Annotated in this window: 20 protein-coding genes and 1 pseudogene; 12 read left to right on the top strand and 9 right to left on the bottom strand. The window is 59.8% G+C overall.

What is annotated here, in order from left to right:
- Positions 1–12 precede the first annotated feature (12 nt).
- Positions 13–594 (bottom strand): D-sedoheptulose 7-phosphate isomerase, encoded by a 582-nt coding sequence (gene lpcA, locus CRO87_RS02430; protein WP_097161340.1) that lies wholly within the window; start codon positions 592–594, stop codon positions 13–15.
- Between the two features lie 237 nt (positions 595–831).
- On the opposite strand from lpcA, the gene fadE reads away from it, so the two are divergent.
- The 8 genes from fadE (at position 832) to CRO87_RS02390 (ending at position 12,027) form a co-directional block, all read left to right on the top strand.
- Positions 832–3,276, top strand: a complete 2,445-nt coding sequence (gene fadE / locus CRO87_RS02425; RefSeq protein ID WP_097161339.1) for an acyl-CoA dehydrogenase FadE — start codon at positions 832–834, stop codon at positions 3,274–3,276.
- A gap of 172 nt (positions 3,277–3,448) precedes the next feature.
- On the top strand, positions 3,449–4,219 hold the full coding sequence (locus CRO87_RS02420; RefSeq protein WP_097161338.1) for an amidohydrolase: 771 nt from the start codon (positions 3,449–3,451) through the stop codon (positions 4,217–4,219).
- A 182-nt stretch (positions 4,220–4,401) separates the two neighbouring features.
- Positions 4,402–5,667: an ABC transporter substrate-binding protein gene (locus tag CRO87_RS02415; RefSeq protein WP_097161337.1), complete on the top strand. Its 1,266-nt coding sequence runs from the start codon at positions 4,402–4,404 to the stop codon at positions 5,665–5,667.
- Positions 5,668–6,588, top strand: coding sequence for a carbohydrate ABC transporter permease (locus CRO87_RS02410; protein WP_255252472.1), 921 nt, complete (start codon positions 5,668–5,670; stop codon positions 6,586–6,588). It abuts the gene before it with no gap.
- Positions 6,585–7,430 (top strand): carbohydrate ABC transporter permease, encoded by an 846-nt coding sequence (locus tag CRO87_RS02405; RefSeq protein ID WP_097161336.1) that lies wholly within the window; start codon positions 6,585–6,587, stop codon positions 7,428–7,430. The genes CRO87_RS02410 and CRO87_RS02405 overlap by 4 nt, the downstream gene beginning before the upstream one ends.
- 2 nt (positions 7,431–7,432) lie before the next feature.
- Positions 7,433–8,527, top strand: a complete 1,095-nt coding sequence (locus tag CRO87_RS02400) for an ABC transporter ATP-binding protein (protein WP_097161335.1) — start codon at positions 7,433–7,435, stop codon at positions 8,525–8,527.
- 210 nt (positions 8,528–8,737) lie between these two features.
- On the top strand, positions 8,738–10,378 hold the full coding sequence (locus tag CRO87_RS02395; protein ID WP_097161334.1) for an alpha-glucosidase: 1,641 nt from the start codon (positions 8,738–8,740) through the stop codon (positions 10,376–10,378).
- Between the two features lie 2 nt (positions 10,379–10,380).
- Positions 10,381–12,027 (top strand): alpha-glucosidase, encoded by a 1,647-nt coding sequence (locus tag CRO87_RS02390; RefSeq protein ID WP_097161333.1) that lies wholly within the window; start codon positions 10,381–10,383, stop codon positions 12,025–12,027.
- A gap of 370 nt (positions 12,028–12,397) precedes the next feature.
- On the opposite strand, the gene uraH is transcribed toward CRO87_RS02390, so the two are convergent.
- From uraH to CRO87_RS02370, 5 genes and pseudogenes are all read right to left on the bottom strand, one after another.
- Complete coding sequence (gene uraH, locus CRO87_RS02385) at positions 12,398–12,733, bottom strand: hydroxyisourate hydrolase (protein ID WP_097161332.1); 336 nt, start codon at positions 12,731–12,733, stop codon at positions 12,398–12,400.
- Positions 12,730–13,248 carry a 2-oxo-4-hydroxy-4-carboxy-5-ureidoimidazoline decarboxylase gene (uraD, locus tag CRO87_RS22835; RefSeq protein ID WP_255252477.1) on the bottom strand — a complete coding sequence of 173 codons (519 nt, stop codon included), beginning with the start codon at positions 13,246–13,248 and terminating at the stop codon, positions 12,730–12,732. Before uraD ends, uraH begins: the two co-directional genes overlap by 4 nt.
- Positions 13,234–14,475: pseudogene (hpxK, locus tag CRO87_RS02380) on the bottom strand (allantoate amidohydrolase); the annotation flags it as partial. The gene uraD and the pseudogene hpxK, both read right to left, overlap by 15 nt.
- Before the next feature lie 3 nt (positions 14,476–14,478).
- Positions 14,479–15,711 (bottom strand): alanine--glyoxylate aminotransferase family protein, encoded by a 1,233-nt coding sequence (locus CRO87_RS02375; RefSeq protein WP_097161330.1) that lies wholly within the window; start codon positions 15,709–15,711, stop codon positions 14,479–14,481.
- Positions 15,712–15,875: 164 nt separating this feature from the next.
- A complete protein-coding gene (locus tag CRO87_RS02370) occupies positions 15,876–16,715 on the bottom strand; it encodes a MurR/RpiR family transcriptional regulator (RefSeq protein ID WP_097161329.1) in 840 nt (279 codons plus the stop codon).
- 112 nt (positions 16,716–16,827) lie between these two features.
- Here CRO87_RS02370 and ggt point away from each other — a divergent pair, with 112 nt between their 5' ends.
- Genes ggt through hpxZ form a run of 4 tightly spaced genes read left to right on the top strand, consistent with a single transcriptional unit; the run spans position 16,828 to position 20,374 of the window.
- On the top strand, positions 16,828–18,411 hold the full coding sequence (gene ggt / locus CRO87_RS02365) for a gamma-glutamyltransferase (RefSeq protein ID WP_097161328.1): 1,584 nt from the start codon (positions 16,828–16,830) through the stop codon (positions 18,409–18,411).
- Between the two features lie 9 nt (positions 18,412–18,420).
- Positions 18,421–18,609 (top strand): oxalurate catabolism protein HpxX, encoded by a 189-nt coding sequence (gene hpxX / locus CRO87_RS02360; RefSeq protein WP_097161327.1) that lies wholly within the window; start codon positions 18,421–18,423, stop codon positions 18,607–18,609.
- Complete coding sequence (locus tag CRO87_RS02355) at positions 18,606–19,982, top strand: AtzE family amidohydrolase (protein WP_097161326.1); 1,377 nt, start codon at positions 18,606–18,608, stop codon at positions 19,980–19,982. Before hpxX ends, CRO87_RS02355 begins: the two co-directional genes overlap by 4 nt.
- Positions 19,979–20,374 (top strand): oxalurate catabolism protein HpxZ, encoded by a 396-nt coding sequence (gene hpxZ, locus CRO87_RS02350; RefSeq protein ID WP_097161325.1) that lies wholly within the window; start codon positions 19,979–19,981, stop codon positions 20,372–20,374. The genes CRO87_RS02355 and hpxZ overlap by 4 nt, the downstream gene beginning before the upstream one ends.
- A gap of 161 nt (positions 20,375–20,535) precedes the next feature.
- Here hpxZ and puuE read toward each other — a convergent pair whose 3' ends face one another.
- Genes puuE through CRO87_RS02335 form a run of 3 tightly spaced genes read right to left on the bottom strand, consistent with a single transcriptional unit; the run spans position 20,536 to position 22,963 of the window.
- Positions 20,536–21,474 carry an allantoinase PuuE gene (gene puuE, locus CRO87_RS02345; protein WP_097161324.1) on the bottom strand — a complete coding sequence of 313 codons (939 nt, stop codon included), beginning with the start codon at positions 21,472–21,474 and terminating at the stop codon, positions 20,536–20,538.
- A gap of 35 nt (positions 21,475–21,509) precedes the next feature.
- Positions 21,510–22,247, bottom strand: a complete 738-nt coding sequence (gene hpxA, locus CRO87_RS02340; RefSeq protein WP_097161323.1) for an allantoin racemase — start codon at positions 22,245–22,247, stop codon at positions 21,510–21,512.
- A complete protein-coding gene (locus CRO87_RS02335) occupies positions 22,247–22,963 on the bottom strand; it encodes a GntR family transcriptional regulator (protein WP_097161322.1) in 717 nt (238 codons plus the stop codon). Before CRO87_RS02335 ends, hpxA begins: the two co-directional genes overlap by 1 nt.
- Between the last annotated feature and the right edge of the window lie 83 nt (positions 22,964–23,046).

Genomic DNA, 23,046 nt, shown 5'->3' with positions numbered 1-23,046 from the left:
CCCCGCTACGACTTACGCCTTAACCATCTCTTTTTCGATAAGCATGATCAGGATGTGGATCACTTTGATGTGAATTTCCTGAATACGGTCGGCGTAGCCAAAGTGCGGCACACGAATTTCCACGTCAGCAGAACCGGCCATTTTTCCGCCATCTTTGCCGGTCAGGGTAATGACTTTCATGCCCTGCGCGCGCGCGGCTTCGATAGCTTTGATAACGTTGCCGGAGTTGCCGGACGTGGAGATACCAAACAGCACATCGCCGGAACGACCAACGGATTCAACGTAACGGGAGAAGACGTATTCGTAGCCGAAATCGTTGCTGACGCAGGAGAGATGGCTGACGTCGGAAATGGCGATCGCCGGGTAGCCCGGACGGTTTTCACGGTAGCGACCGGTCAGCTCTTCGGCAAAGTGCATTGCATCACAGTGAGAGCCGCCGTTGCCGCAGGAGAGCACCTTGCCGCCCGCTTTAAAGCTATCTGCCAGCAGCACCGCGGCGCGCTGGATAGCGTGAATGTTCGCTTCATCAGCGAGGAAATTGGTCAGTGTTTCTGCTGCTTCATTGAGTTCGTTACGAATCAGATCCTGGTACATGAGGATAGTCCTTCCGCTTTGATTATTAACCTCAGCAGTGTAACGGATAGCGGCAGAGGCGAGAAGTATTCCCCACCGTTATCCCGGCTGCTTTTGATTTTCCGTGCCGCCGAAAGCGGCAACAGTGTGAGCTACGTTGTAATTATTTTGTAAACACATTGATAAAAGAAATAACATCCACTACAACCATATCATCACAAGTGGTCAGACCTCCTACAAGCAAGGGAGCATTTCTTTATGATGATTTTGAGTATTGTTGCAACCATCGTGTTACTCGGCGTGTTGTTCTATCACCGGGTAAACCTGCTGTTGAGCAGCCTTGTTCTGCTGGTCTGGACCGGCGCGCTGGGTGCTGCTGGCCTGTGGAATATCTGGCTGCTGGTGCCGCTGGCCATCATTCTGCTGCCGTTCAACCTGACGCCAATGCGTAAATCCATGATTTCCGCCCCGGTGTTCCGCACCTTCAGCAAAGTGATGCCGCCGATGTCGCGCACTGAAAAAGAAGCGATCGACGCAGGCACCACCTGGTGGGAAGGCGACCTGTTCCAGGGCAACCCGGACTGGAAAAAGCTGCATAACTACCCGCAGCCACGCCTGACGGCGGAAGAGCAGGCCTTTATCGACGGCCCAGTGGAAGAAGCGTGCCGCATGGCGAACGACTTCGAAATTACCCACGAAATGGCCGACCTGCCGCCGGAGCTGTGGGCGTACCTGAAAGAGCATCGCTTCTTCGCGATGATCATCAAGAAAGAATACGGCGGCCTGGAGTTCTCCGCTTACGCACAGTCCCGCGTGCTGCAAAAACTCTCCGGCGTTTCCGGCATCCTCGCGATTACCGTTGGCGTGCCAAACTCTCTCGGCCCAGGCGAACTGCTGCAACACTACGGCACCGACGAGCAGAAAAACCACTATCTGCCGCGCCTGGCTCGCGGTCAGGAAATTCCATGCTTCGCGCTGACAAGCCCGGAAGCGGGCTCCGATGCGGGTGCCATTCCGGATACCGGCGTGGTCTGCATGGGCGACTGGCAGGGTGAGCAGGTGCTGGGCATGCGCCTGACCTGGAACAAGCGCTACATTACGCTGGCCCCAATCGCCACCGTCCTGGGCCTGGCGTTCAAACTCTCCGATCCGGACAAACTGCTGGGCGGCGAAGAAGATCTCGGCATTACCTGTGCGCTGATCCCAACCGGTACGCCGGGTGTGGAAATCGGCCGCCGTCACTTCCCGCTGAACGTGCCGTTCCAGAACGGTCCGACCCGTGGTCAGGATATTTTCGTCCCCATCGATTTCATTATCGGCGGGCCAAAAATGGCCGGTCAGGGCTGGCGCATGCTGGTGGAATGCCTCTCCGTGGGCCGCGGCATTACCCTGCCGTCTAACTCCACTGGCGGCGTGAAATCTGTCGCGATGGCGACGGGTGCTTACGCCCACATTCGCCGTCAGTTCAAAATCTCTATCGGTAAAATGGAAGGGATTGAAGAGCCGCTGGCACGTATCGCAGGCAACGCCTACGTGATGGATGCCGCCGCGTCGCTGATTACCTACGGTATTATGCTCGGCGAAAAACCGGCGGTGCTGTCGGCCATCGTGAAGTACCACTGTACCCACCGCGGCCAGCAGTCAATCATTGACGCGATGGACATCACCGGCGGCAAAGGCATCATGCTCGGCGAAGGCAACTTCCTCGCCCGTGCTTACCAGGGCGCGCCGATTGCCATCACCGTGGAAGGCGCCAACATCCTGACCCGCAGCATGATGATATTCGGCCAGGGTGCGATCCGCTGCCATCCGTACGTGCTCGAAGAGATGGCCGCCGCGCAGAACAAAGACCTGAACGCGTTCGACCAGCTGCTGTTCAAACACATCGGCCACGTGGGCAGTAATAAAGTGCGCAGCTTCTGGCTTGGCCTGACCCGTGGCCTGACCAGCAGCACGCCAACTCACGACGCCACCCGTCGCTACTATCAGCACCTGAACCGCCTGAGCGCCAACCTCGCCCTGCTGTCAGACGTGTCGATGGCGGTTCTCGGCGGCAGCCTGAAGCGTCGCGAACGCATCTCCGCCCGCCTGGGCGACGTGCTGAGCCAGCTCTATCTGGCCTCTGCCACGCTGAAACGCTACGACGACGAAGGCCGTAACGAAGCGGATCTGCCGCTGGTTCACTGGGGTGTTCAGGACGCGCTGCATCAGGCTGAACAAGCCATGGATGACCTGCTGCGTAACTTCCCGAACGGGTTCGTGGCAGGCGTGATGCGCTTCGTTATCTTCCCGACGGGCCGCCACTACGCTGCACCGTCTGACAAACTGGATCACGCTGTGGCGAAAATCCTCCAGGTTCCGAGCGCCACCCGTTCGCGCATCGGTCGCGGTCAGTACCTGACGCCGAGCGAGCACAACCCGGTTGGCCTGCTGGAGTCTGCGCTGATTGATGTGATGGCGGCCGATCCAATCCACCAGCGGATCTGCAAAGAGATTGGCAAGAACCTGCCGTTCACCCGTCTCGATGAGCTGGCCCGCAACGCACTGGCGAAAGGGCTGATTGACCAGGACGAAGCGGCCATTCTGACTAAAGCCGAAGAGAGCCGCCTGCGCAGCATCAACGTCGACGACTTCGAGCCTGACGCACTGGCCACAAAGCCGGTAAAGCTGCCGGAGAAAGTACGCAAGATTGAAGCGGCGTAACTGACAACAAAAAGGCCGGACAACGATCCGGCCAGAACATCACATCACATCACGTGTTCATACTCAAAGCGGAGAAACCCTCCGCTTTTTTTATTGAAAAGTTACGCACTCTGGTCCTGCCCTGATAAGGTAGAAGCCTGAATTGTGAGCCTGACATCAGGAGTTTCCGACCGTGTCTAACCTGAAAGTGACCGTCCTGCAACAACCGCTGGTGTGGATGGATGGCCCCGCCAACCTGCGCCATTTCGATCGTCAGCTGGAAGCCGTGAGCGGACGGGATATCATCGTACTGCCGGAGATGTTTACCACCGGTTTTGCGATGGAAGCAGCAACGCAATCCCTGCCGGAAGCGGACGTTGTGGCATGGATGCATGAAAAAGCGCAGCAGGCCGATGCGCTGATCGCCGGAAGTGCGGCCCTGCAAACGGAACGTGGGCCGGTAAACCGGTTTTTACTGGTGGAACCCAACGGCACGGTTCACCGCTACGACAAGCGCCACCTGTTCCGTATGGCCGATGAGCACCATCATTACCAGGCTGGCAACGAGCGCGTAGTGTTTGAGTGGCGCGGCTGGCGGATATTACCGCTGGTGTGCTACGACCTGCGCTTCCCGGTGTGGTCACGCAATCGCAATGATTACGACTTAGTGCTGTACGTTGCCAACTGGCCTGCGCCACGTTCTCTGCACTGGCAGGCGCTGCTCACCGCACGCGCCATTGAAAACCAGGCTTACGTCGTCGGCTGTAACCGCGTCGGCACCGACGGTAACGGGCATCACTACCGCGGCGACAGCCGGGTGATCAACCCACAGGGCGAAATCATCGCCACCGCCGAGCCGCACCAGGCCACGCTTATCCATGCCGATCTTTCGCTTTCTATGCTGAAGGAGTACCGCGAAAAATTCCCCGCATGGCAGGACGCAGACACCTTCACCCTCGAATAATCCTCCTCTTTAGCGCTTCTTTCGCGGAAGCGCTGAAAAAAAATGCTGTTCGTGCAGTAGATCCAGATTTAGCACAAAGATTAGGCAGCTAACTTGTCGCCCGGCCTCGTTGTTAACTAGCTTTTGAGATGGCGTTTTCTTTATACGCCACCTCTGGTTACGTCTGAACAGTCGAGGAAATAATGAAAAAACTGACGTTAAGTCTTATTACCTTAGCGCTGGCCGGTGTCGCTAATGCAGCGCTCGCGGATACCCTGCGTATGGAATGCCCGATCTCTCCCGGCGGTAAGGAATACTGCAACTACGTCAAAGACCGTTTCGAAAAGCAAACTAGCAACAAACTGGAATTTATCGAATTTCCGGCAGCCTCCGACGAGAAGCTCGCCCTGTTCCAGCAGCTGTTTGCCGCCAAAGATGAAAAAGCGGTCGATCTCTTCCAGTCCGATACCATCTGGGTCGGCCTGCTCGATAAGCAGACTCTCGATCTGACCGATGCCGTCAGCGACATGAAGGGCGATTTCTTCCCCGGCCCGTGGGCCAACGACACCGTGAACGGCAAGGTTAAAGCCATCCCCGCCTATCTGGACACCGGCGTGCTCTATTACCGCAAAGATCTGCTGGAAAAATACAACGAGCAGCCGCCGAAAACCTGGGAAGATCTGACGCGCATCGCCACCAAAATTCAGGCCGAGGAGCGCAAGGCCGGACATAAAAACTTCTGGGGGATGATCTTCCAGGGCAAATCCTACGAGGGCCTGACCTGTAACGCCCTGGAGTGGATCGACTCTTACGGAGGCGGCACCTTTATCGACGAAAAAGGGAACGTGACCGTGAACAATCCGAAAGCCGCCGCGGCGCTGGATATGGTCGCGGGCTGGATTGGCAAAATCACGCCAAAAGGCGCGCTCGGCTATAAAGAAGAAGAGTCGCGGGCCGTGTTCCAGAACGGCGACGCGCTGTTTATGCGCAACTGGCCTTATGCTTATCTGCTTTCACAGGGCGCCGACAGCCCGCTGAAGGGTAAAGTGGGCGTCGCCCCGCTGCCTGCCGGGCCGGACGGCAAATCGGCGAACGCGCTGGGCGGCTGGCAGTGGTCAATCAACGGCAACACCAAAAACAAAGACGCGGCCATTGCGCTGCTGAAAATCCTCACAGATGCCGATTCGCAGAAGATGCAGCTGAAGTATCTCGGCTTCGCGCCAACTCGCTCGGCGCTGTATGAAGACAAAGCCGTGATGGAAAGCGCGCCGCACCTGACGATGTTTAAAGAGATCTTCGCCAATGCGGTTCCACGCCCGGCCACGGCGACGAAGAGCCAGTACCCGCGCGTCTCTAATGCCATCTTCAACGTCACCTTTAAGGTGCTGAACGGCGGCAGCGACGGTAAAACCGCCGTTGCGGATCTGCAAAAACGCCTGGAGCGTGTGAAAGGCAAGGACTGGCATTAATTGGCGCACTCTGGCTATCAACAGCGGCGTCGCCGTATCGCATGGATACTGGTGGCGCCCGCCCTTTTGCTTCTGGCGCTGGCGGCAGGCTGGCCGCTGGCTCGTACCTTCTTCTTCAGCTTCACCAACGCGATGCTCGACAACCCGGGCGACTATCAGATGGTGGGGCTCGCTAACTATTACCTCAAACATGACGGCGACATCACTGGCGTGCTGGCAGATCCGCTCTGGTGGCAGGCCGTGGGCAACACGCTGTGGTTTACGGTGGTGTCCGTCTGTCTGGAAGTGGTGCTCGGGATGCTGCTCGCCCTGCTGATGAACGAGAAGTTTCGCGGTCAGGGGCTCGTACGTACCGCCATTCTGGTGCCCTGGGCCATTCCGACCATCGTCAGCGCCAAAATGTGGGGCTGGATGTTTCACGACCAGTACGGCGTGGTGAACGATCTGCTGGCGAAGATCTTCGGCTATCAGGCGCACCTGGCGTGGATTGCCGAACCGTCGCTGTCGATGTGGGCCGTGGTGATCGCCGACGTCTGGAAGACCACGCCGTTTATGGCGCTGATGCTGCTGGCGGCGTTACAGCTGATCCCCGGCGATCTCTACGAAGCCGCTCGCGTGGACGGCGCCAGCGCCTGGCAGCGGTTCAGGCGTATTACGCTGCCGCTGATCCTGCCTGCGATGATCGTGGCGGTGATTTTCCGCGTGATGGATGCCATGCGTATTTTCGATCTGATCTTCGTCCTGACCTCCAACAGCGAGGCCACGATGTCCGTGTCCGGCTACGCCCGCGAGCAGATCATCTCCTATCAGGATATGGGCGCAGGCTCGGCGGCGTCGGTGCTGGTGTTTATGATGGTGGCAGGCATTGCCGCCTGCTTTATCCGCGTCTCGAAGCTTAACGACAAGGAGAAGCAGCCATGAAAACCACCCGCGCCCAGCGGCGTTTTGGCAAAAGCCTGACGATTTACGCAGGCGCAACCGTCGCGGTGCTGTTCTGCGTCTTCCCGTTTTACTACGCGATCCTGACCTCGCTGCGCACCGGGCAGGAGCTGTTTTTACCCGCGTATCTGCCGAGCGGCTGGCACTGGCACAACTATGTGGTCGCGCTGGTGGATAACGGCATCGCCCGCAGCCTGCTGAATTCGGTGCTGGTGGCAACCATCACCGTCGGTATCTGCCTGCTGGTGTCCGTCACCGCCTCGTTTGCACTGGCTCGCGTGCCGTTCCGCGGCAGGCGTTTTCTGCTGTTCACCATTCTGTGTGTCTCTATGTTCCCGCAGGTGGCGGTGCTGACCGGCATGTTCGAACTGGTGCGCTTTCTCGGACTCTACGATTCACTCGGGGCGCTGATCCTCTCCTACACCACGTTTTCGCTGCCTTTTACCGTCTGGGTGCTGACCACCTTTATGAAGTCGATCCCGGTCGAACTCGAAGAAGCCGCGATTGTCGACGGCGCAGGCACATGGACCATTATCCGCCGCGTCTTCGCGCCCATCCTCGCCCCGGCGCTGGTGACCACCGGCCTGCTGGCGTTTATCGGCGCGTGGAACGAATTTATGTTCGCCCTGACGTTCATCATCTCTGGCGACAAACGCACGGTGCCGGTAGCCATCAGCATGTTCAGCGGGGCGTCCACCTTTGAACTGCCGTGGGGCAGCATCATGGCGGCATCGGTGGTGGTGACTTTGCCAATTATCATCCTGGTGCTGATCTTCCAGAAACGCATCGTCAGCGGACTCACCAGCGGAGCGATTAAGGGGTAACGATGGGGCAACTGGTACTCGATAAGATCAGCAAACGGTACGGCTCCTCTTCGGAGGTGATTAAGCCGCTGGATTTAACCGTCAGCGACGGTGAGTTTGTGGTGGTCGTCGGCCCTTCAGGCTGCGGCAAATCGACGCTGCTGCGCATGGTGGCAGGGCTGGAAGAAATCAGCGAAGGCGAAATGCGTATCGACGGCGTCTGCGTGAACGATGACTCTCCCTCCGAGCGCGGCATCGGGATGGTGTTCCAGTCCTATGCGCTCTACCCGCATATGACGGTGTATCAGAACATGGCGTTCGCGCTCGAAATGGCGAAGCGCCCGGCGAAAGAAATCGACGACAAGGTGCGGGCCAGCGCGCGCATTCTGCAACTGGAAAACCTGCTCGACAGGCGACCGAAAGATCTCTCCGGCGGCCAGCGTCAGCGCGTGGCGATTGGCCGGGCTATTGTGCGCGAACCAAGCCTGTTTCTGTTCGACGAACCGCTTTCAAACCTCGATGCTTCCCTGCGCGTACAGATGCGCATGGAGATTGCGGCGCTGCACAAGCGCATCAACGCGACCATTCTGTACGTCACCCACGATCAGGTTGAAGCGATGACGCTTGCGGACAGGATCGTGGTGCTGAATCAGGGCCACATCGAGCAGGTGGGATCGCCGCTTGAGCTCTACGATCGTCCAGCCAACCTGTTCGTCGCGCAGTTTATCGGCTCGCCGAAGATGAACCTGATTGCGGGCGCGCTCGTCGAAACGGGCGAGCGGCAAACGATAGTGGATCTGGAAAATCGCCAGCGTATTGCGCTGCCAATAGAAACGCTGAGGGCAAAAGTCGGCGATCGCGTCTGGCTTGGGATCCGCCCGGAGCACGTCAGCCTTATCGATCTTGCCAAAGCCGACGTGGAGGGCGAAGTGCTGTTCGTCGAACAGATGGGCAACGAAACGCTGCTCTACGTCAACGGCGGCTACGGCAGCGAACCGCTGGTGACGCGCCTGACGTCACGCCAGGAGGTGGCGCCCGATCAGCGCCTCGGCCTGCACCTGCCGCCGGAGCGCTGCTATCTGTTTGACGAGGCGGGGCTGGCCTTTGCGCGGCTTTAATACCGTGGCGCCCTCTCCCCAACCCTCTCCCCCAGGAGAGGGAGAAAATCAAAACCCGCTCGTCCGGTTCCCTCTCCTCAGGAGGGCGAAAAATCAAAACCCGCTGGTTGCTCATAAGGGAGAGAGGAAGCCAACAACCGCATCATTCGATTCCCTCTCCCTTCGGGAGAGGGTTAGGGAGAGGGCAACAAACGCAACCAGGAGCATCTTATGAAACAAAAATGGTGGCACAGCGCCGTGGTGTATCAGATCTACCCGCGCAGCTTTATGGACAGCAACGGCGACGGCATTGGCGATCTGGGCGGCATCATCAGCAAGCTCGACTACCTGCATCAGCTCGGGATCACCCTGATCTGGCTCTCGCCAGTTTATCGCTCACCGATGGACGACAACGGCTACGACATCTCCGACTACGAAGACATTGCCGCCGAGTTTGGCACCCTGGCCCAGATGGACGAACTCATCGAACAGGCGAAACGGCGCGATATCCACATCCTGATGGACCTTGTGGTGAACCATACCTCCGACGAACATCCGTGGTTTCTCGAAGCGCTAAAATCCCCCGATAACCCCTGGCGCGACTTCTACATCTGGCGCAAACCGGCGGCGAATGGCGGCCCACCAAATGACTTCCACTCTTACTTTGGCGGCAGCGGCTGGGCGCTGGATGAAGCCAGCGGCGAATACTATCTGCACCAGTTTTCAAAGCGCCAGCCCGATCTCAACTGGGACAACCCACGCGTGCACGAAGAGGTCCACGCCATGATGAATCGCTGGCTCGCCCGCGGCATTGGCGGCTTTCGCATGGACGTCATCGACCTGATTGGCAAAGAAGTCGATAAGCAAATCATGGCCAACGGCAAAAACCTGCACGCGCTGATCCGCCAGTTGAACCGCGCCACCTTTGGCAAGGGAGATTACGTCACGGTCGGCGAGGCCTGGAGCGCCTCGCCGGAAGATGCGCTGCTCTACAGCGCGGAAGATCGCGACGAGCTGTCGATGGTATTCCAGTTCGATCACATCAAGCAGTTCTGGGACGAGCACGCCGGGAAATGGCGCAGCCAGCCGTTTGAGCTTTCAGGCTTCAAAGCCGTGATCGATAAATGGCAAACGGCACTGGCGCACGTTGGCTGGAACTCGCTGTTCTGGAGCAACCACGACCTGCCGCGCGCGGTGTCCAAATTCGGCGACGAAGGCGAGTATCGCGAAGCCTCTGCCAAAATGCTCGCCACCGCCCTGCACTGCCTGAAGGGCACGCCTTACATCTATCAGGGCGAAGAGATTGGCATGACCAACGTGCGCTTCGACAACATCGATGACTACCGCGACATCGAAACCCTGAACCTCTACCGGGAGCGGGTGGAAGCCGGCATCAGCCACGAAGAAATGATGCTCGGCATCCACGCCAACGGGCGCGACAACGCCCGCACACCGATGCAGTGGGACACCAGTGCCAACGCAGGTTTCACAAGCGGTACGCCGTGGATCGGTGTTAATTCCAATTACCGTGACATTAACGTCACCGCCGCGCTGGCGCAGCCGGACTCCATTTTCTGGCATTACCGTAAGCTGGTGGCCTTACGCAAACAGCACCCGATTCTGGTGTACGGCGATTTTCAGCAGCTTTTCGCCGAACATCTGCACGTTTTCGCGTGGCTCAGAACGCTCGACGATCAAACGCTGCTGGTTATCAACAACTTCAGCCGGGAACGCGTGATGCTGAAGCTGCCCCAAGAGATGCACGGCTGGCACGGCGAGTGCCTGATTCACCATTACGCTCCGCGCGAACTGCTTGGCTCAAGCATAGAGCTGCAACCCTATGAATCCTTTGCTTTACTGATCGGGAGATAACGATGGCAACCTGGTGGAAAGAGGCGGTCGCCTACCAGATTTATCCGCGCAGCTTTAAGGACAGCAACGGCGACGGTATTGGTGACCTGAACGGCATCACCGAAAAGCTCGATTACCTGAAAGAGCTGGGCATCGATCTTATCTGGATCTGCCCGATGTACAAATCCCCCAACGACGACAACGGCTACGACATCAGCGATTATCAGCAGATCATGGCAGAGTTCGGCACAATGGCCGATTTTGACCGCCTGCTGGCCGAAGTTCATGCCCGCGGCATGCGGCTGATTATCGATCTGGTCGTCAACCACACCTCTGATGAACATCCGTGGTTCCTGGAATCCAGCTCATCAAGAGACAATCCGAAACGCGACTGGTACACCTGGCGCGACGGCAAAAATGGCGCGGAGCCGAACAACTGGGAAGGCATTTTCAAAGGCTCAGCGTGGGAGTTTGATCCGCAAACGGAGCAGTATTATCTGCACCTGTTTACCCGTCGTCAGCCGGATCTGAACTGGGAAAACCCGCAGGTGCGCACCGCGGTGTACGACATGATGCACTGGTGGCTGGCGAAAGGCATTGACGGCTTTCGCATCGACGCCATCTGCCACATGAAGAAAGAGCCGACGCTTGCGGACGTGCCCAACCCGGACAAGCTGCGCTACGTACCGTCGATGAAAAGCCACCTCAACTACGACGGGCTGCTGGAGTACGTCGACGACATGAGCCGCAACGTCTTTCAGCACTACGACATCGTCACCGTCGGCGAAGTCAACGGCCTGGATTCAGCGCATGCCGAAGAGTGGGTTGGCGAGCATCGCAATCGCCTGAATATGGTGTTCCAGTTCGAGCACGTGCGTTTGTGGGAAACCGAAGCCGGGATCCGTCCCTCTCCCGCGCAGCTAAAAAAAATCTTCACCGCCTGGCAGGAGGCGCTGGAGGGCAAGGGCTGGAACGCGCTGTATGTTGAAAACCACGATTTAACGCGCATCACCTCCCGCTGGGGTGATACTCAGCACTACTGGCGAGAAAGTGCGACCTGCCTCGCGACGCTTTATTTTCTGATGCAGGGCACGCCGTTTATCTATCAGGGGCAGGAAATCGGCATGACCAACACCCGCTTCAGCGGCCTTGCTGACTTCGACGACGTCTCGGCAAAAAACATGTGGCGCGACATGACGGCGCAGGGCAAAAGCGAAGAGGAAATCATTGCCTTCCTCACCCATACCGGGCGCGACAACTCACGCACGCCGATGCAGTGGGATCACTCGGCCAACGCCGGTTTCAGCGAAGCGAAGCCCTGGTTCCAGGTCAACGCCAACCATACGATCATCAACGTCGCCGCCCAGCGGCAGGATCCTGATTCAGTGCTCAATTTTTACCGCGCCCTGATCGCCCTTCGCAAAAAAGAGCGCGCGTTGATCTACGGCCGCTACCGGCTGGTGCTGGCGGATCATCCGCAGATTTATGCTTACTGGCGGGAGCAGGACGACGCGAAGTTTCTGGTGCTGTGTAATTTGTCGTCCAAATCCGCGCAGTGGCCTGAGGGCGATCTCAGCCTTGATGGCGCGAAGTGCGTGCTTGGGAACGCCGCGCAGATTGATGAACCATACCGGCTGCATCATTGGGAGACGCGTGTTTATCAGTTCTGAGATTGGGGCGGCATCTCCCCCTCACCCCGGCCCTCTCCCTCAGGGAGAGGGAGAAATTCAACTACGGCACCAATCAGTCCCTCGCCTCTTTAGGGTGAGAGTCAGGATGAGGGAGAAATTCAAAGACGGCACCAATCAGTTCCTCGCCTCTTTAGGGTGAGGGTCAGGGAGAGGGAGAAATTCAAAGACGGTACAAATCAGTCCCCTCGCCCCTTTGGGGAGAGGGTTAGGGAGAGGGAGAAATTCAAAGACGGCACCAATCAGTCCCTTCGCCATTTTGGGGAGAGGGTGAGGGAGAGGGAGAAATTCAAAGACGGCACCAATCAGTCCCTTCGCCATTATGGGGAGAGGGTTAGGGAGAGGGGAAAAATCACGATCCCCGGTACGTCGACCAGCCCCAGGGGGCAATCAGGAAGGGCAAATGATAATGGTCGCCCGCCCGGGGCAGCACCACGTCTATCTGCGCCTGCGGGTAGAGCGTTTCCCGCGCCGTCTGCGTAAACCACTCGCCGATATCTGCCGTCAGCCGGTATCGTCCGGCGGCCAGGTCGCCTTCCGCCATTGAGGCGATGCGCCCGTCGGCGTTGGTCTTCTCTTCATGAATCAACAGCCAGCCGGAAGCCGTCTGCTTTTCCAGGCGGATTCGCACGCCTGCGGCGGGTTTGCCGAGAGAGGTGTCGAGAATGTGGGTCGAAATGTGGCTCATCGGATAAACACTCCCTCCAGGCGCAACAGAGTGATCTGCCGCAGCTGCTCCAGCGCCGCCTGAACCTCTGCGGCATCATCATTCTGCAATCGGGCCTGCAGCAGAGAAAGGATCTCTTCCCCGCTGCGCCCTTTGGCGCGAATCAAAAACACCCGACCAAAGCGGGCCTCGTAGTCCGCATTGCCCTGCGCCAGCGCCTGAGTCAGCGCGCGGTCCTGGCCGTTGACGGCGGATTGCTCCTGCCGCGAAAGCGCAGATTCGGCGGACGCATCTTTCGGCTTATCGCCGATACGTGGATGCGCCTGCAACGCCTGCGCCAGCTCGTTCTCCTGCCAGCGTTCACTTAGCGCGGCGGCTTTCTGCATCAGCGCCTCCACGCTCATAAAGGGCCGTTCAGCTACCAGCAAGCGTTGCCATTCTGGCAGCGCCACGCAGGCGGCAATCATCGCCAGCGCGTCTTCATGGCTGGCGGCATTAAACTGCTGTAGCGGGCCCGGCTGAGCGCTCTCCAGCACCGCAAGGCTGAAAGCCTGCAGGGCCGTGGCAACATCCGCCGCTTCGACCGATTCCGCAGGATGATGGCTTATGCCGCCCGCGCAGCGCACAAACAGCATTGCCACCGGCCAGCGTTCTGCGAGCGCCATCGAATCATGCCCGGCCCCGCTCGGCAACAAAGGGGCTTTGCCCTGAACGCTTTCGCAAGCACGACTGAGCGCGGCCTGGAGCCCTGAATCACACGGCGTGGCTGAAGAGATATAAAAGATTTCATGAGAAAACTTCAGATCGCGTCGGGCGGCGATCTCCCGAGCTTTTTCCAGCAGACTGGCCAGGAGCGTATCTCGCGTTTCGTCCGACGGACTACGGATATCCAGCGTCAGCTCCGCGCAACCAGGGATCACGTTCACCGCTCCGGGGGAGCACTTCAGCGTGCCCACTGTGGCCACCAGCGTCGGGCCGCTCGCCTGGGTGAGCTGTTCAACAGCCAGCATCCATTCCGCCGCGCCCGCCAGCGCATCACGACGAAGCGGCATCGGCACGGTGCCCGCGTGCCCCGCCTCGCCGTCAAAGCGGCAGTTCAGGCGCTTTGCACCGTTGATGGCCGTCACCACGCCGAGGGCCAGGCCTGCTTTTTCCAGCACCGGCCCCTGCTCGATGTGCAGCTCCAGGCAGGCGCTAAAATCCAGCGGCGAGCGGGCGGCATGCGCGATTCGCGTCGGGTCCAGCCCCGCATTGACCAGCGCCCGTGCGACGCTAATGCCCTGCGCATCTTCACACTCAAGCCACGCCTGAGGCCAGCTGCCCGTCAGCCCACGGCTGCCGAGAAGCGTGATACCAAAGCGCGTGCCCTCTTCATCGCCAAAGCCCACAACTTCAATGGCTTGCGTCAGGCGAATATGATGCTTGTTCAGCCAGGCCACCACTTCGAGCGCCGTCAGCACGCCGAGCATGCCGTCGTAGCGTCCGGCATTACGCACGGTATCAAGATGTGAACCCAGCAGCAGTGCGGGGGCGCCTTCATGCTGCGCTTCGTAGCGCCCGCAGATGTTGCCCACCGCGTCCTGCCAGGCATTCATGCCCGCCTCATTCATCCACTGCGCCACCAGCGCATTGGCCTGTAAATGTTCCGGTGAGAGATAAACGCGGGTCAGCTCGCCCGACGTTTCGCTGATCTGCGCGAGCCTGTCGCTGCGCAACATAACGCGCTCCGCCGCCAGACGGGCCTCTTCGGCTGTCATTTGCATGGCTTAGCCCTCGTAGGTGTCCCAGGCCGCCTGCATCGCTGCGCCCTGAGTGGTGGCAAAGCCGAGACGGTTGAGCACCGCTTCCAGCGCCGTCAGCGTCTGTAGCACGCAGTCTTTTCGGGCATTGTAGCCCATGGTGCCGATGCGCCAGATCTTGCCCGCCAGCGGCCCGAAGGAGGTGCCGATTTCGATGTGGAAATCGTTCAGCAGACGCTGACGTACCTCTTCGCCATGCACGTTCGCCGGGATCACCACGCCGAGCACGTTGTTCATTTTGTGGGAGATATCGCCGAACACCTCCAGCCCCATGCCCTGAATACCGTTGAGCATGGCGCGGCCGTGGAGTTCGTGGCGGGCGATAAGGTTATCCATGCCCTCTTCCAGCATAATTCGCGCGCATTCGCGGGCGGCAAATAGCATGCTGGTGGCTTCAGTGTGGTGATTCAGGCGCTCCGGCCCCCAGTAGTCCATCACCATCCCGAGATCGAAATAGTTCGACCAGATCATTTCATCTTCGCCGTCGCAATGATCGTCGGTGCGGATCCCCTGCTCCACGCATTTGCGCGCGCGGATCACCGCTTCCATTTCAGCACTCAGGGTGATCGGCGAACTGCCGGACGGGCCGCCGAGGCACTTCTGCAACCCGGCGGAAACGGCGTCGAGACCCCAGGCATCGGTTTCCAGCACGTTGCCACCGAGCGATGCCGTGGCATCGGTATAAAACAGCACGCCGTGGCGGCGGCAGATATCGCCGAGCTCCGCCAGCGGTTGCAGCATGGTCGTCGAGGTGTCGCCCTGCACCGTCAGCAGCAGGCGCGGCTTAATGCGTTTGATGGCATCTTCGATTTGATCGGCGCTAAACACCTCGCCCCACGGCACCTCAAGCACATGCACTTCGGCGCGGCAGCGGCGGGCAATTTCACACAGCAGATGCCCGAATCGGCCAAACACCGGCACCAGCACTTTGTCGCCGGGGCGGATGGCCGACACCAGCAGCGCTTCAATTCCGGCGCGGGATGTGCCGTCCACCAGCATCGTCCAGCGGTTTTCGGTACGAAACACGCCGCGATAGAGGGCCATCACTTCGTTCATGTAGCCGGTCATTACCGGGTCGTACTGGCCAATCAGCTGGCTGGACATCGCGCGCAGCACCCGCGGATCGGCATTAATCGGGCCCGGCCCCATCAGCAGACGATGCGGCGGGTTTACAGAAGAAAAAGCTGGAGCCTCGAACATGGACACATCCCTTGGTCAGACGACCGGTGAGTGAAACGAATGGTTCTTTAATATCTCTTTTGCAACGAATGTGCCATTCCGTTTTTCACCAGCCTGCTGGATTCTTCACTCTTATTGAGTCAAAACGGATCCCTGCACGAGTGCATTTGCACCACAAAAGAGCATCAGCGCTGTTCGAGTTCATCGAGAGAGTGATAGAGATCGGCGATGCGATGAATGCGCTGGCGGCCTTCGCTGAGCGTGCTGTGCAGCAGGGCATTCGCCAGTAAATTCACCAGGCTCATGGCGCTGCTGTAACTGTCAAACGCCGAGACGCTATCCAGCGGGCTGGCGATATGCCAGCGGCAGCGGGTCCGGATGGCGGTGGCCTGAGGTTCGCTCAGCACTAAAACCTGAGCCTGCTGGCCCTGCAATGCTTCCAGCAGCGGGCGAATGACCCGTGGACGGCGGCGAAATGCCACCACAATCACCAGGTCGTCTGGCGTGATATCCACGACTTCTTCCGCCAGCGTCTGTCCGGGCTGCGGCATCAGCCAGACGTCACCGCGGCTTTGCATCAGCTGCTGGCGCAGGTGCATCGCCACCGGGGCGCTGTTGCGCAGGCCGACGATAAACACGCGCTTTGCGGTACTTAACGCGGCAATGACTTCCTCAAACTGTGTGGTGTCCAGCGCGTTCACCCACTGCGTCAGGTTGGCCATCTCCTGCTTGTAGTGGCGCGCCAGCAGCGTGTTGCCCTGCACCGCATCGCGGTCGCCGGTCAACGGCATGCCGCTCTGGCGCAGCGTGCGCAGCTCGTCGCGCATGTCCTTAAAACGCTCGTAGCCGAGGTGGCGAAACAGGCGGCTAACGGTGGCTTTGGACACGCCGCTCAGCCGCGCCAGCTCAGCGCTGTTGTAGCTCACCAGATCGTCGAAGTGATCCATGATGAACGACGCCACGCGCTGCTCCTGCGGGGATAGTTCGTTGAAGCACGCCCTCAGGCGCTCGTCCAGCTGCTGCATACCTTCTCCTGCAACTTTTGTTTCACCCTAAGCTGACACAGGCGGACCTTAGCCGTCAATCTGGAACGTTTTTTGCCTGATTGCAGGAAAGAGTCTTCAGGGAGCACATCACATGCAAAGTAATCTGGCCCCGGGTGCCATGGCGGTCACCCCTCATCATCTCGCCAGCGAATCGGCCCTCGCGGTGCTGCGTCACGGCGGCGATGCCATTGAAGCAATGGTGGCCGCGGCGGCGACAATCGCGGTGGTTTATCCGCATATGAACGGCATTGGCGGCGACGGATTCTGGCTGATTGTGCCGCCGGAGGGTGAACCCGTTGCCATTGACGCCAGCGGAGCCGCCGGAGCGCTGGCAACACGCGACTATTACGCCGGACACGCCGCGATCCCCCATCGTGGAGCCAAAGCGGCACTGACCGTTCCCGGCACGATAAGCGGCTGGGATGAAGCGCTGAAAATGTCCGCGGGCCTCGGTGGCGGGCAGCTGCCGCTTTCTCGACTGCTTGCCGACGCCATTCGCTACGCCGCCGAAGGCATCCCGGTGACGCACTCTCAGGCGTCGGCGACCCGCAGCAAATATCACGAGCTCTCCGGCGTGCCGGGATTCGCGGGCACCTTTTTGCAACGGGGCGAAGTTCCCGCCGCGAGCAGTCGTTTTTGCCAGCCGCGCCTCGCCCGCACGCTGACGCGGCTTGCCAGCGATGGGTTGGACAGCTTCTATCGCGGGCCGCTGGCGCAGCTGATGGCGGAGGAGTTTCAGGCAACCGGCTGCCCGCTAACGGCGCAGGATCTCGCCAGCCATCGCGCGCGTCGTCGGGTTCCGCTGAAGCTCAGCCACCGGCAGGGCGACATTTTCAATATGACGCCGCCGACCCAGGGGCTGGTGTCGCTCGCCATTCTCGGCATCACCGATCGTCTCGATATGGCGCAGGCCGACGAGGTGCAGACCATTCACCGCATCGTCGAGGCCACCAAGCTCGCCTTCGGCCTGCGCGACAAATACATCACCGATCCGCAGCACGTGACTCTCCCGGTCCAGAGCCTGCTGGAAGCCGCCCCGCTGGAAGCCATGGCGGCCAGCATTGATGACAACCGTAGCGCCGCCTGGGGCCAGGGCAAAGGCCCGGGCGATACCGTCTGGCTTGGGGTGATCGACGGCAACGGCCTCGCGGTGTCGTTTATTCAGAGCATCTATCACGAATTTGGCAGCGGCGTAGTGCTGCCGGAAAGCGGCATTCTGCTGCAAAACCGTGGCGCGGCCTTCAGCCTCGATCCCGATCATTTGCTGGCCCTCGCCCCCGGCAAGCAGCCATTCCACACGCTAAACCCGGCCGCAGCGCGGCTGAAAGATGGCAGAACGATGGTTTACGGCACGATGGGCGGCGACGGTCAGCCGCAGACCCAGGCGGCGATTTTCACCCGCCACGTGATTCAGGGGATGCCGTTACAGGAGGCGGTTTCTGCGCCGCGATGGCTGCTGGGCCGCACCTGGGGCCAGGCAACGGAGTCGCTCAAGCTCGAAGGACGCTTCAGTGAGGCCACCTTCACTGCCCTGCGCGACAAAGGTCACGACGTGGAGTGGCTGCCGGACATGAGTGAAGCCATGGGCCATGCGGGGGCGATTGTCCGCCACCCGAACGGGATGCTTGAAGGAGCATTCGATCCGCGAAGCAACGGCAGCGCGGCAGGATTTTAAGGAGCAGAGATGAACGAAAGTGACTTCCGTTGGGACGATTACATCCACTTGATGGAGCAGCTGCTGGCGGTGCCGTTGGACGATCCTCGCCGCGCCGAACTGGCCATTCAACTCGAACGCATCGCCGCCATCGCCGGGCCGCTGATGGCCTTTGCGCTGCCGCCGCGCCAGGAAGGCGCTGGAGTGTATCAGCTATGACACTGAGCATTCGCGACATTCAGCAGGGATTACGCTACGGGCAGTTCAGCGCCGTTGAGCTGGCACGGCAGACCCTGGCACGCATTGCGCGGGACAACCCGCAGGTGAATGCCTTTACCGACGTCACGGCAGATCGCATGCTGCGCGAAGCGGCGGCCATTGATGAACGTCTACGTCAGGGTGAAACATCACCTCCGTTAGCCGGGGTGCCGTTTGCGGTAAAAAACCTGTTTGATATTGAGGGCGTGACCACGCTGGCAGGCGCAAAGTTGTTCAGCGATCAGCCGCCTGCCGTGAGCGATGCCTTTGCCATTAAGCAGTTGCAGAACGCAGGCGCGCTGCTGGCGGGTGCGCTAAATATGGACGCCTATGCATATGGCTTTACCACCGAGAACAGCCATTATGGCCCGACGCGGAACCCTCGCGACCTGAAACGTATTGCGGGCGGTTCCTCCGGCGGCTCTGCGGCGGCGGTGGCGGCGAAACTGGTTAACTTCACGCTTGGCACAGACACCAACGGCTCGATTCGCGTGCCCGCTTCGCTGTGCGGCGTGCTGGGCCTGAAGCCGACCTTTGGGCGCCTGTCGCGTTCGGGCAGCCATCCGTTCGTGGCAAGCCTCGACCACATAGGCCCACTGGCACGCTTTACCGACGATCTTGCCCACGTGTACGACGTGATGCAGGGGCACGATCCGCACGACCGATGGCAGTCCGGGCAGGCAGTATCAGCCGTCTCTCCGGGGCTGTCTCAGGCATCACCGCTGCGCTGCGCCGTGCTGGGTGGCTGGTTTGACGAATGGAGCGACTGCGCTGCGCGTGAAGCCGTCGCACGCGTTGCAAAGGCACTGGGGGCGAATGAAAGCCTGAATCTGCCGGAAGTGGCGCTTGCCCGTTCGGCCGCGTTTCTGCTTTCTGCGGCGGAAGGCGGCAACCACTATCTGCCCGCGCTACGTGCCGAGGCCGATCGCTTTGAGCCCAACTCTCGCGAGCGCCTGCTGGCGGGGGCCATGACGCCCTCCGCCTGGTACACGCAGGCCCAGCGCTTCCGCGCCTGGTTTCGCGACAAAACGCTGCCGCTGTTTAACGATTTTGATTTGCTGATTGCCCCGTCCACGCCCTCCTGTGCCACGCTTATCGGCGAGCCCACAATGCGCATCAACGGCGTGGAGTTGCCGACCAAAGCCAGTATGGGCATGCTGACGCAGCCGATTTCCTTCCTTGGGCTGCCTGTGGTGAGCGTGCCGCTGAAAACGCACGGTGGCCTGCCCATCGGCGTACAGATTATCGGTGCCCCCTGGCAGGAAGTGCACTGTTTACAGGCCGCCTGGCAGCTTGAGCAGGCAGGCATTCTTTATCAACAGGAAGATATATGAACCGTGAAAATACTGACCGCCCGGCGGTGCTGAATGAGGTGACCGCGGCGTTTTACCGCTATGAGCAGGCGCTTATCAGCAACGACGTTGCCGTGCTGGATGAGCTGTTCTGGGATGACGATCGCACGGTGCGTTATGGTGCGACGGAGAATTTGTACGGCATCGCGGCCATTCGGGATTTCCGCAACGCCCGGCCGTCAGCGGGGCTGGAGCGCCTGCTGCGCCATACCGTCATCACCTCCTTCAGCGATGATATGGCGGTGGCGAGCACCGAATTTACCCGTGAGAACAGCGAACGCGTCGGGCGTCAGATGCAGACCTGGGTGAAGTTCCCCTGCGGCTGGCGCATTGTGGCGGCGCATGTCAGTTTGATGGGTTCCTCTGCGGGCTGATCCCCTCTCCCCGGCCCTCTCCCAAAGGGAGAGGGAGAAAAGAAGGTGCACTCCCTTTGGAGAGAGAGAAAATAAGGCATTCTCTTTGGGGGAGAGATTCAAAGACCGCACATTACTGTTCCCTCTCCCTGAGGGAGAGGGTTAGGGAGAGGGGAACAGCCTCACTTGTAAGGATGATTCTCCACCCAGTGCCGCGCTATATCCTCCCGGCGGCATATCCACACGTCATCGTGGCTCTGCACGTAGTCCAGAAAACGCTGCAGGGCGCGAAAACGCCCTGGACGGCCCAGCAGGCGGCAGTGCATGCCTATCGACATCATCTTCGGTGAGGTTTCGCCTTCTTCATAAAGCACGTCGAAGCTGTCTTTGAGATAGGTATAAAACTGCTCGGCGGTGTTAAAGCCCTGGGCGGTGGCGAAGCGCATGTCGTTGGCGTCCAGAGTGTAGGGCACGATCAGATGCGGCTTATCGCCAACCTTTGTCCAGAACGGCAGATCGTCGCCGTAGTAGTCGCTGTCGTACAGGAAGCCGCCCTGCTCCGCAACCAGCTGCCGCGTGTTCGGGCTGTCGCGCCCTGTGTACCAGCCGAGCGGTTTTTTACCGAACAGGGCTTCCAGGATTTCAATCGCCTGCTGCATATGCTGGCGTTCGGTCTGAATGTCCAGGTCCTGATAGTGGATCCAGCGCCAGCCGTGGCTGACCACATCGTAATCCGCCGCTTTGATGGCCTCGACGATGGCCGGGTTGCGCGCCAGGGCCATCGCCACGCCAAACACCGTCAGCGGTAAGCCGCGTTTCTGAAATTCCTGATGAATGCGCCAGAAGCCCGCGCGGGAACCGTATTCGTAGAGGGAGTCCATCGACATATGGCGGTCGGGGAAGCTTGCGGCGCCGATGATGTCGGAGAGAAACTGCTCCGAGCCTTTGTCGCCGTGCAGGACGTGGTTTTCGCCGCCCTCTTCAAAATTAAGCACAAACTGGACGGCGATCCGCGCGCCGCCCGGCCATTGCGCATGAGGCGGACGTCCGGCGTAGCCCGCCATATCGCGTGGGTAGTTTTCGGTAAAATGCCAGACGGGCTGGTCCTTTGCTGATTGCATACTGATTCGGCCTCTTTATCAGATGGCCGCCGTCGTCAGCTCAGGATTTCAAAGCCTCCGCTCAGCGGCTTTTTATTGGGATACGCGAGGTCGCCGTGCTTACTGGTGCCAAGCCCGAGGGCCAGCAGCGATTCCACCATTTTCACCGCCGCCGTCACGCCGTCGATAACCGGGATCCCCAGCTCCTGCGTCAGCTCCCGGGCAAGGTTCGCCATGCCGCCGCAGCCAAGCACAATGGCTCCGCTGCCGTCTTCGCGTTTCGCCTGAAGACAACGCTCGCGTACTTTCTCCTGAGCAAGACCCGTGCCATCTTCAAGAGCGAGGACCGGTAAGTCGATGGCGTGCAGCGCCGCGCAGTGATGCTCAAAGCCGTACTGCTGCAATAAATGGCGGGCGATGATCACCGTTCTTGGCAGCGTGGTGACGATGGAAAAGCGCGTCGCCACCAGCGTGGCCATATGCATGGCGGCTTCGGCGATGCCAACCACCGGCCCGCTCGCCAGTTCGCGTGCGGCAAGCAACCCCGGATCGCCAAAGCAGGCAATCACATGGCCCTGCGCGCCCTGCGCCTGGCCCTTTTTGATTTGTTCGAGCACGCCAATGGCCGCGATCGCTTCATCAAAGTGTCCTTCGATGGACTCCACGCCCTGAGTCGGGCAGGTGGCGAGGATCTGCGTGCCCGGCGCGGCAACGCTTCTGGCCGCTTCGCCAATCGTCTGTGTCATGGCAAGGCTGGTGTTAGGGTTGATCACTTGTATACAAAAGGAGGACATCAGCTTTCTCCGTTGCCGCCAAACAGGCGGGCAAAATCAGGAACGGTTTCCCCTCCACGCTCAAAGCGAAGGCTCGCCACAATGTCGTCAAAGTGGTGTTCCATGGCGTGAGTCAGAGCAGGAAGATCTTTGCGGCGCAGCAGATCGATAAGCGTCGCGTGGTCGTGGCAGCGGCAGCCGTGCTGCCAGGGCGCGCCCCAGGCGGCGATCACCAGCGAAGAGCGCTGGGTGAGCGAGGTCAGCATTTCGGTCAATACCGCGTTGCCGGAAATGGCCTGCAGCTGAAGATGGAAGGCCGCCGAGCAGCGCAACGCTGCCGCGCCGTCCTGGGCGTTGTGCGCCTCATCCTCTTCCCTCACGATTTTCTCCAGCCCAACCAGATGCGGGGCCTGAAGATGATCGAGGACGGTCGGCAGGTTCGCGCACTCAATCAGCTTGCGCGTCGCGAAGATCGCCTTCGACTCTTCCACGTCCGGCGTGGCGACAAATGCACCACGTCTGGGCGTGAGGGTGATCATTTGCACCGTCGCAAGGCGGGTCAGCACTTTGCGGATCCCGGTCCGGCTGACGCCAAACACTTCCGCCAGCGCCTCTTCCGGCAATTTGCTCCCCGGCGGCAGCTCGTGTTCAACGATGGCTTTCATTATGGATTGCCAGATGTGCTGCTCTTTGTCTTCCGTTTCTGGCGAGGCGCAGAGCCCCGTTTCACGTTTCATTTCCGACTCCTGAAAAGGCCTGCTCGGTGGCATTTTGTATACAGTATAAATACTCTTCGTATACAAGAAAGCAAAAACTGGCC

The sequence above is a fragment of the Enterobacter sp. CC120223-11 genome, assembly GCF_900215375.1.
Taxonomy (GTDB): Bacteria; Pseudomonadota; Gammaproteobacteria; order Enterobacterales; family Enterobacteriaceae; genus Scandinavium.
This window is presented reverse-complemented; position numbering and strand designations above follow the sequence as displayed.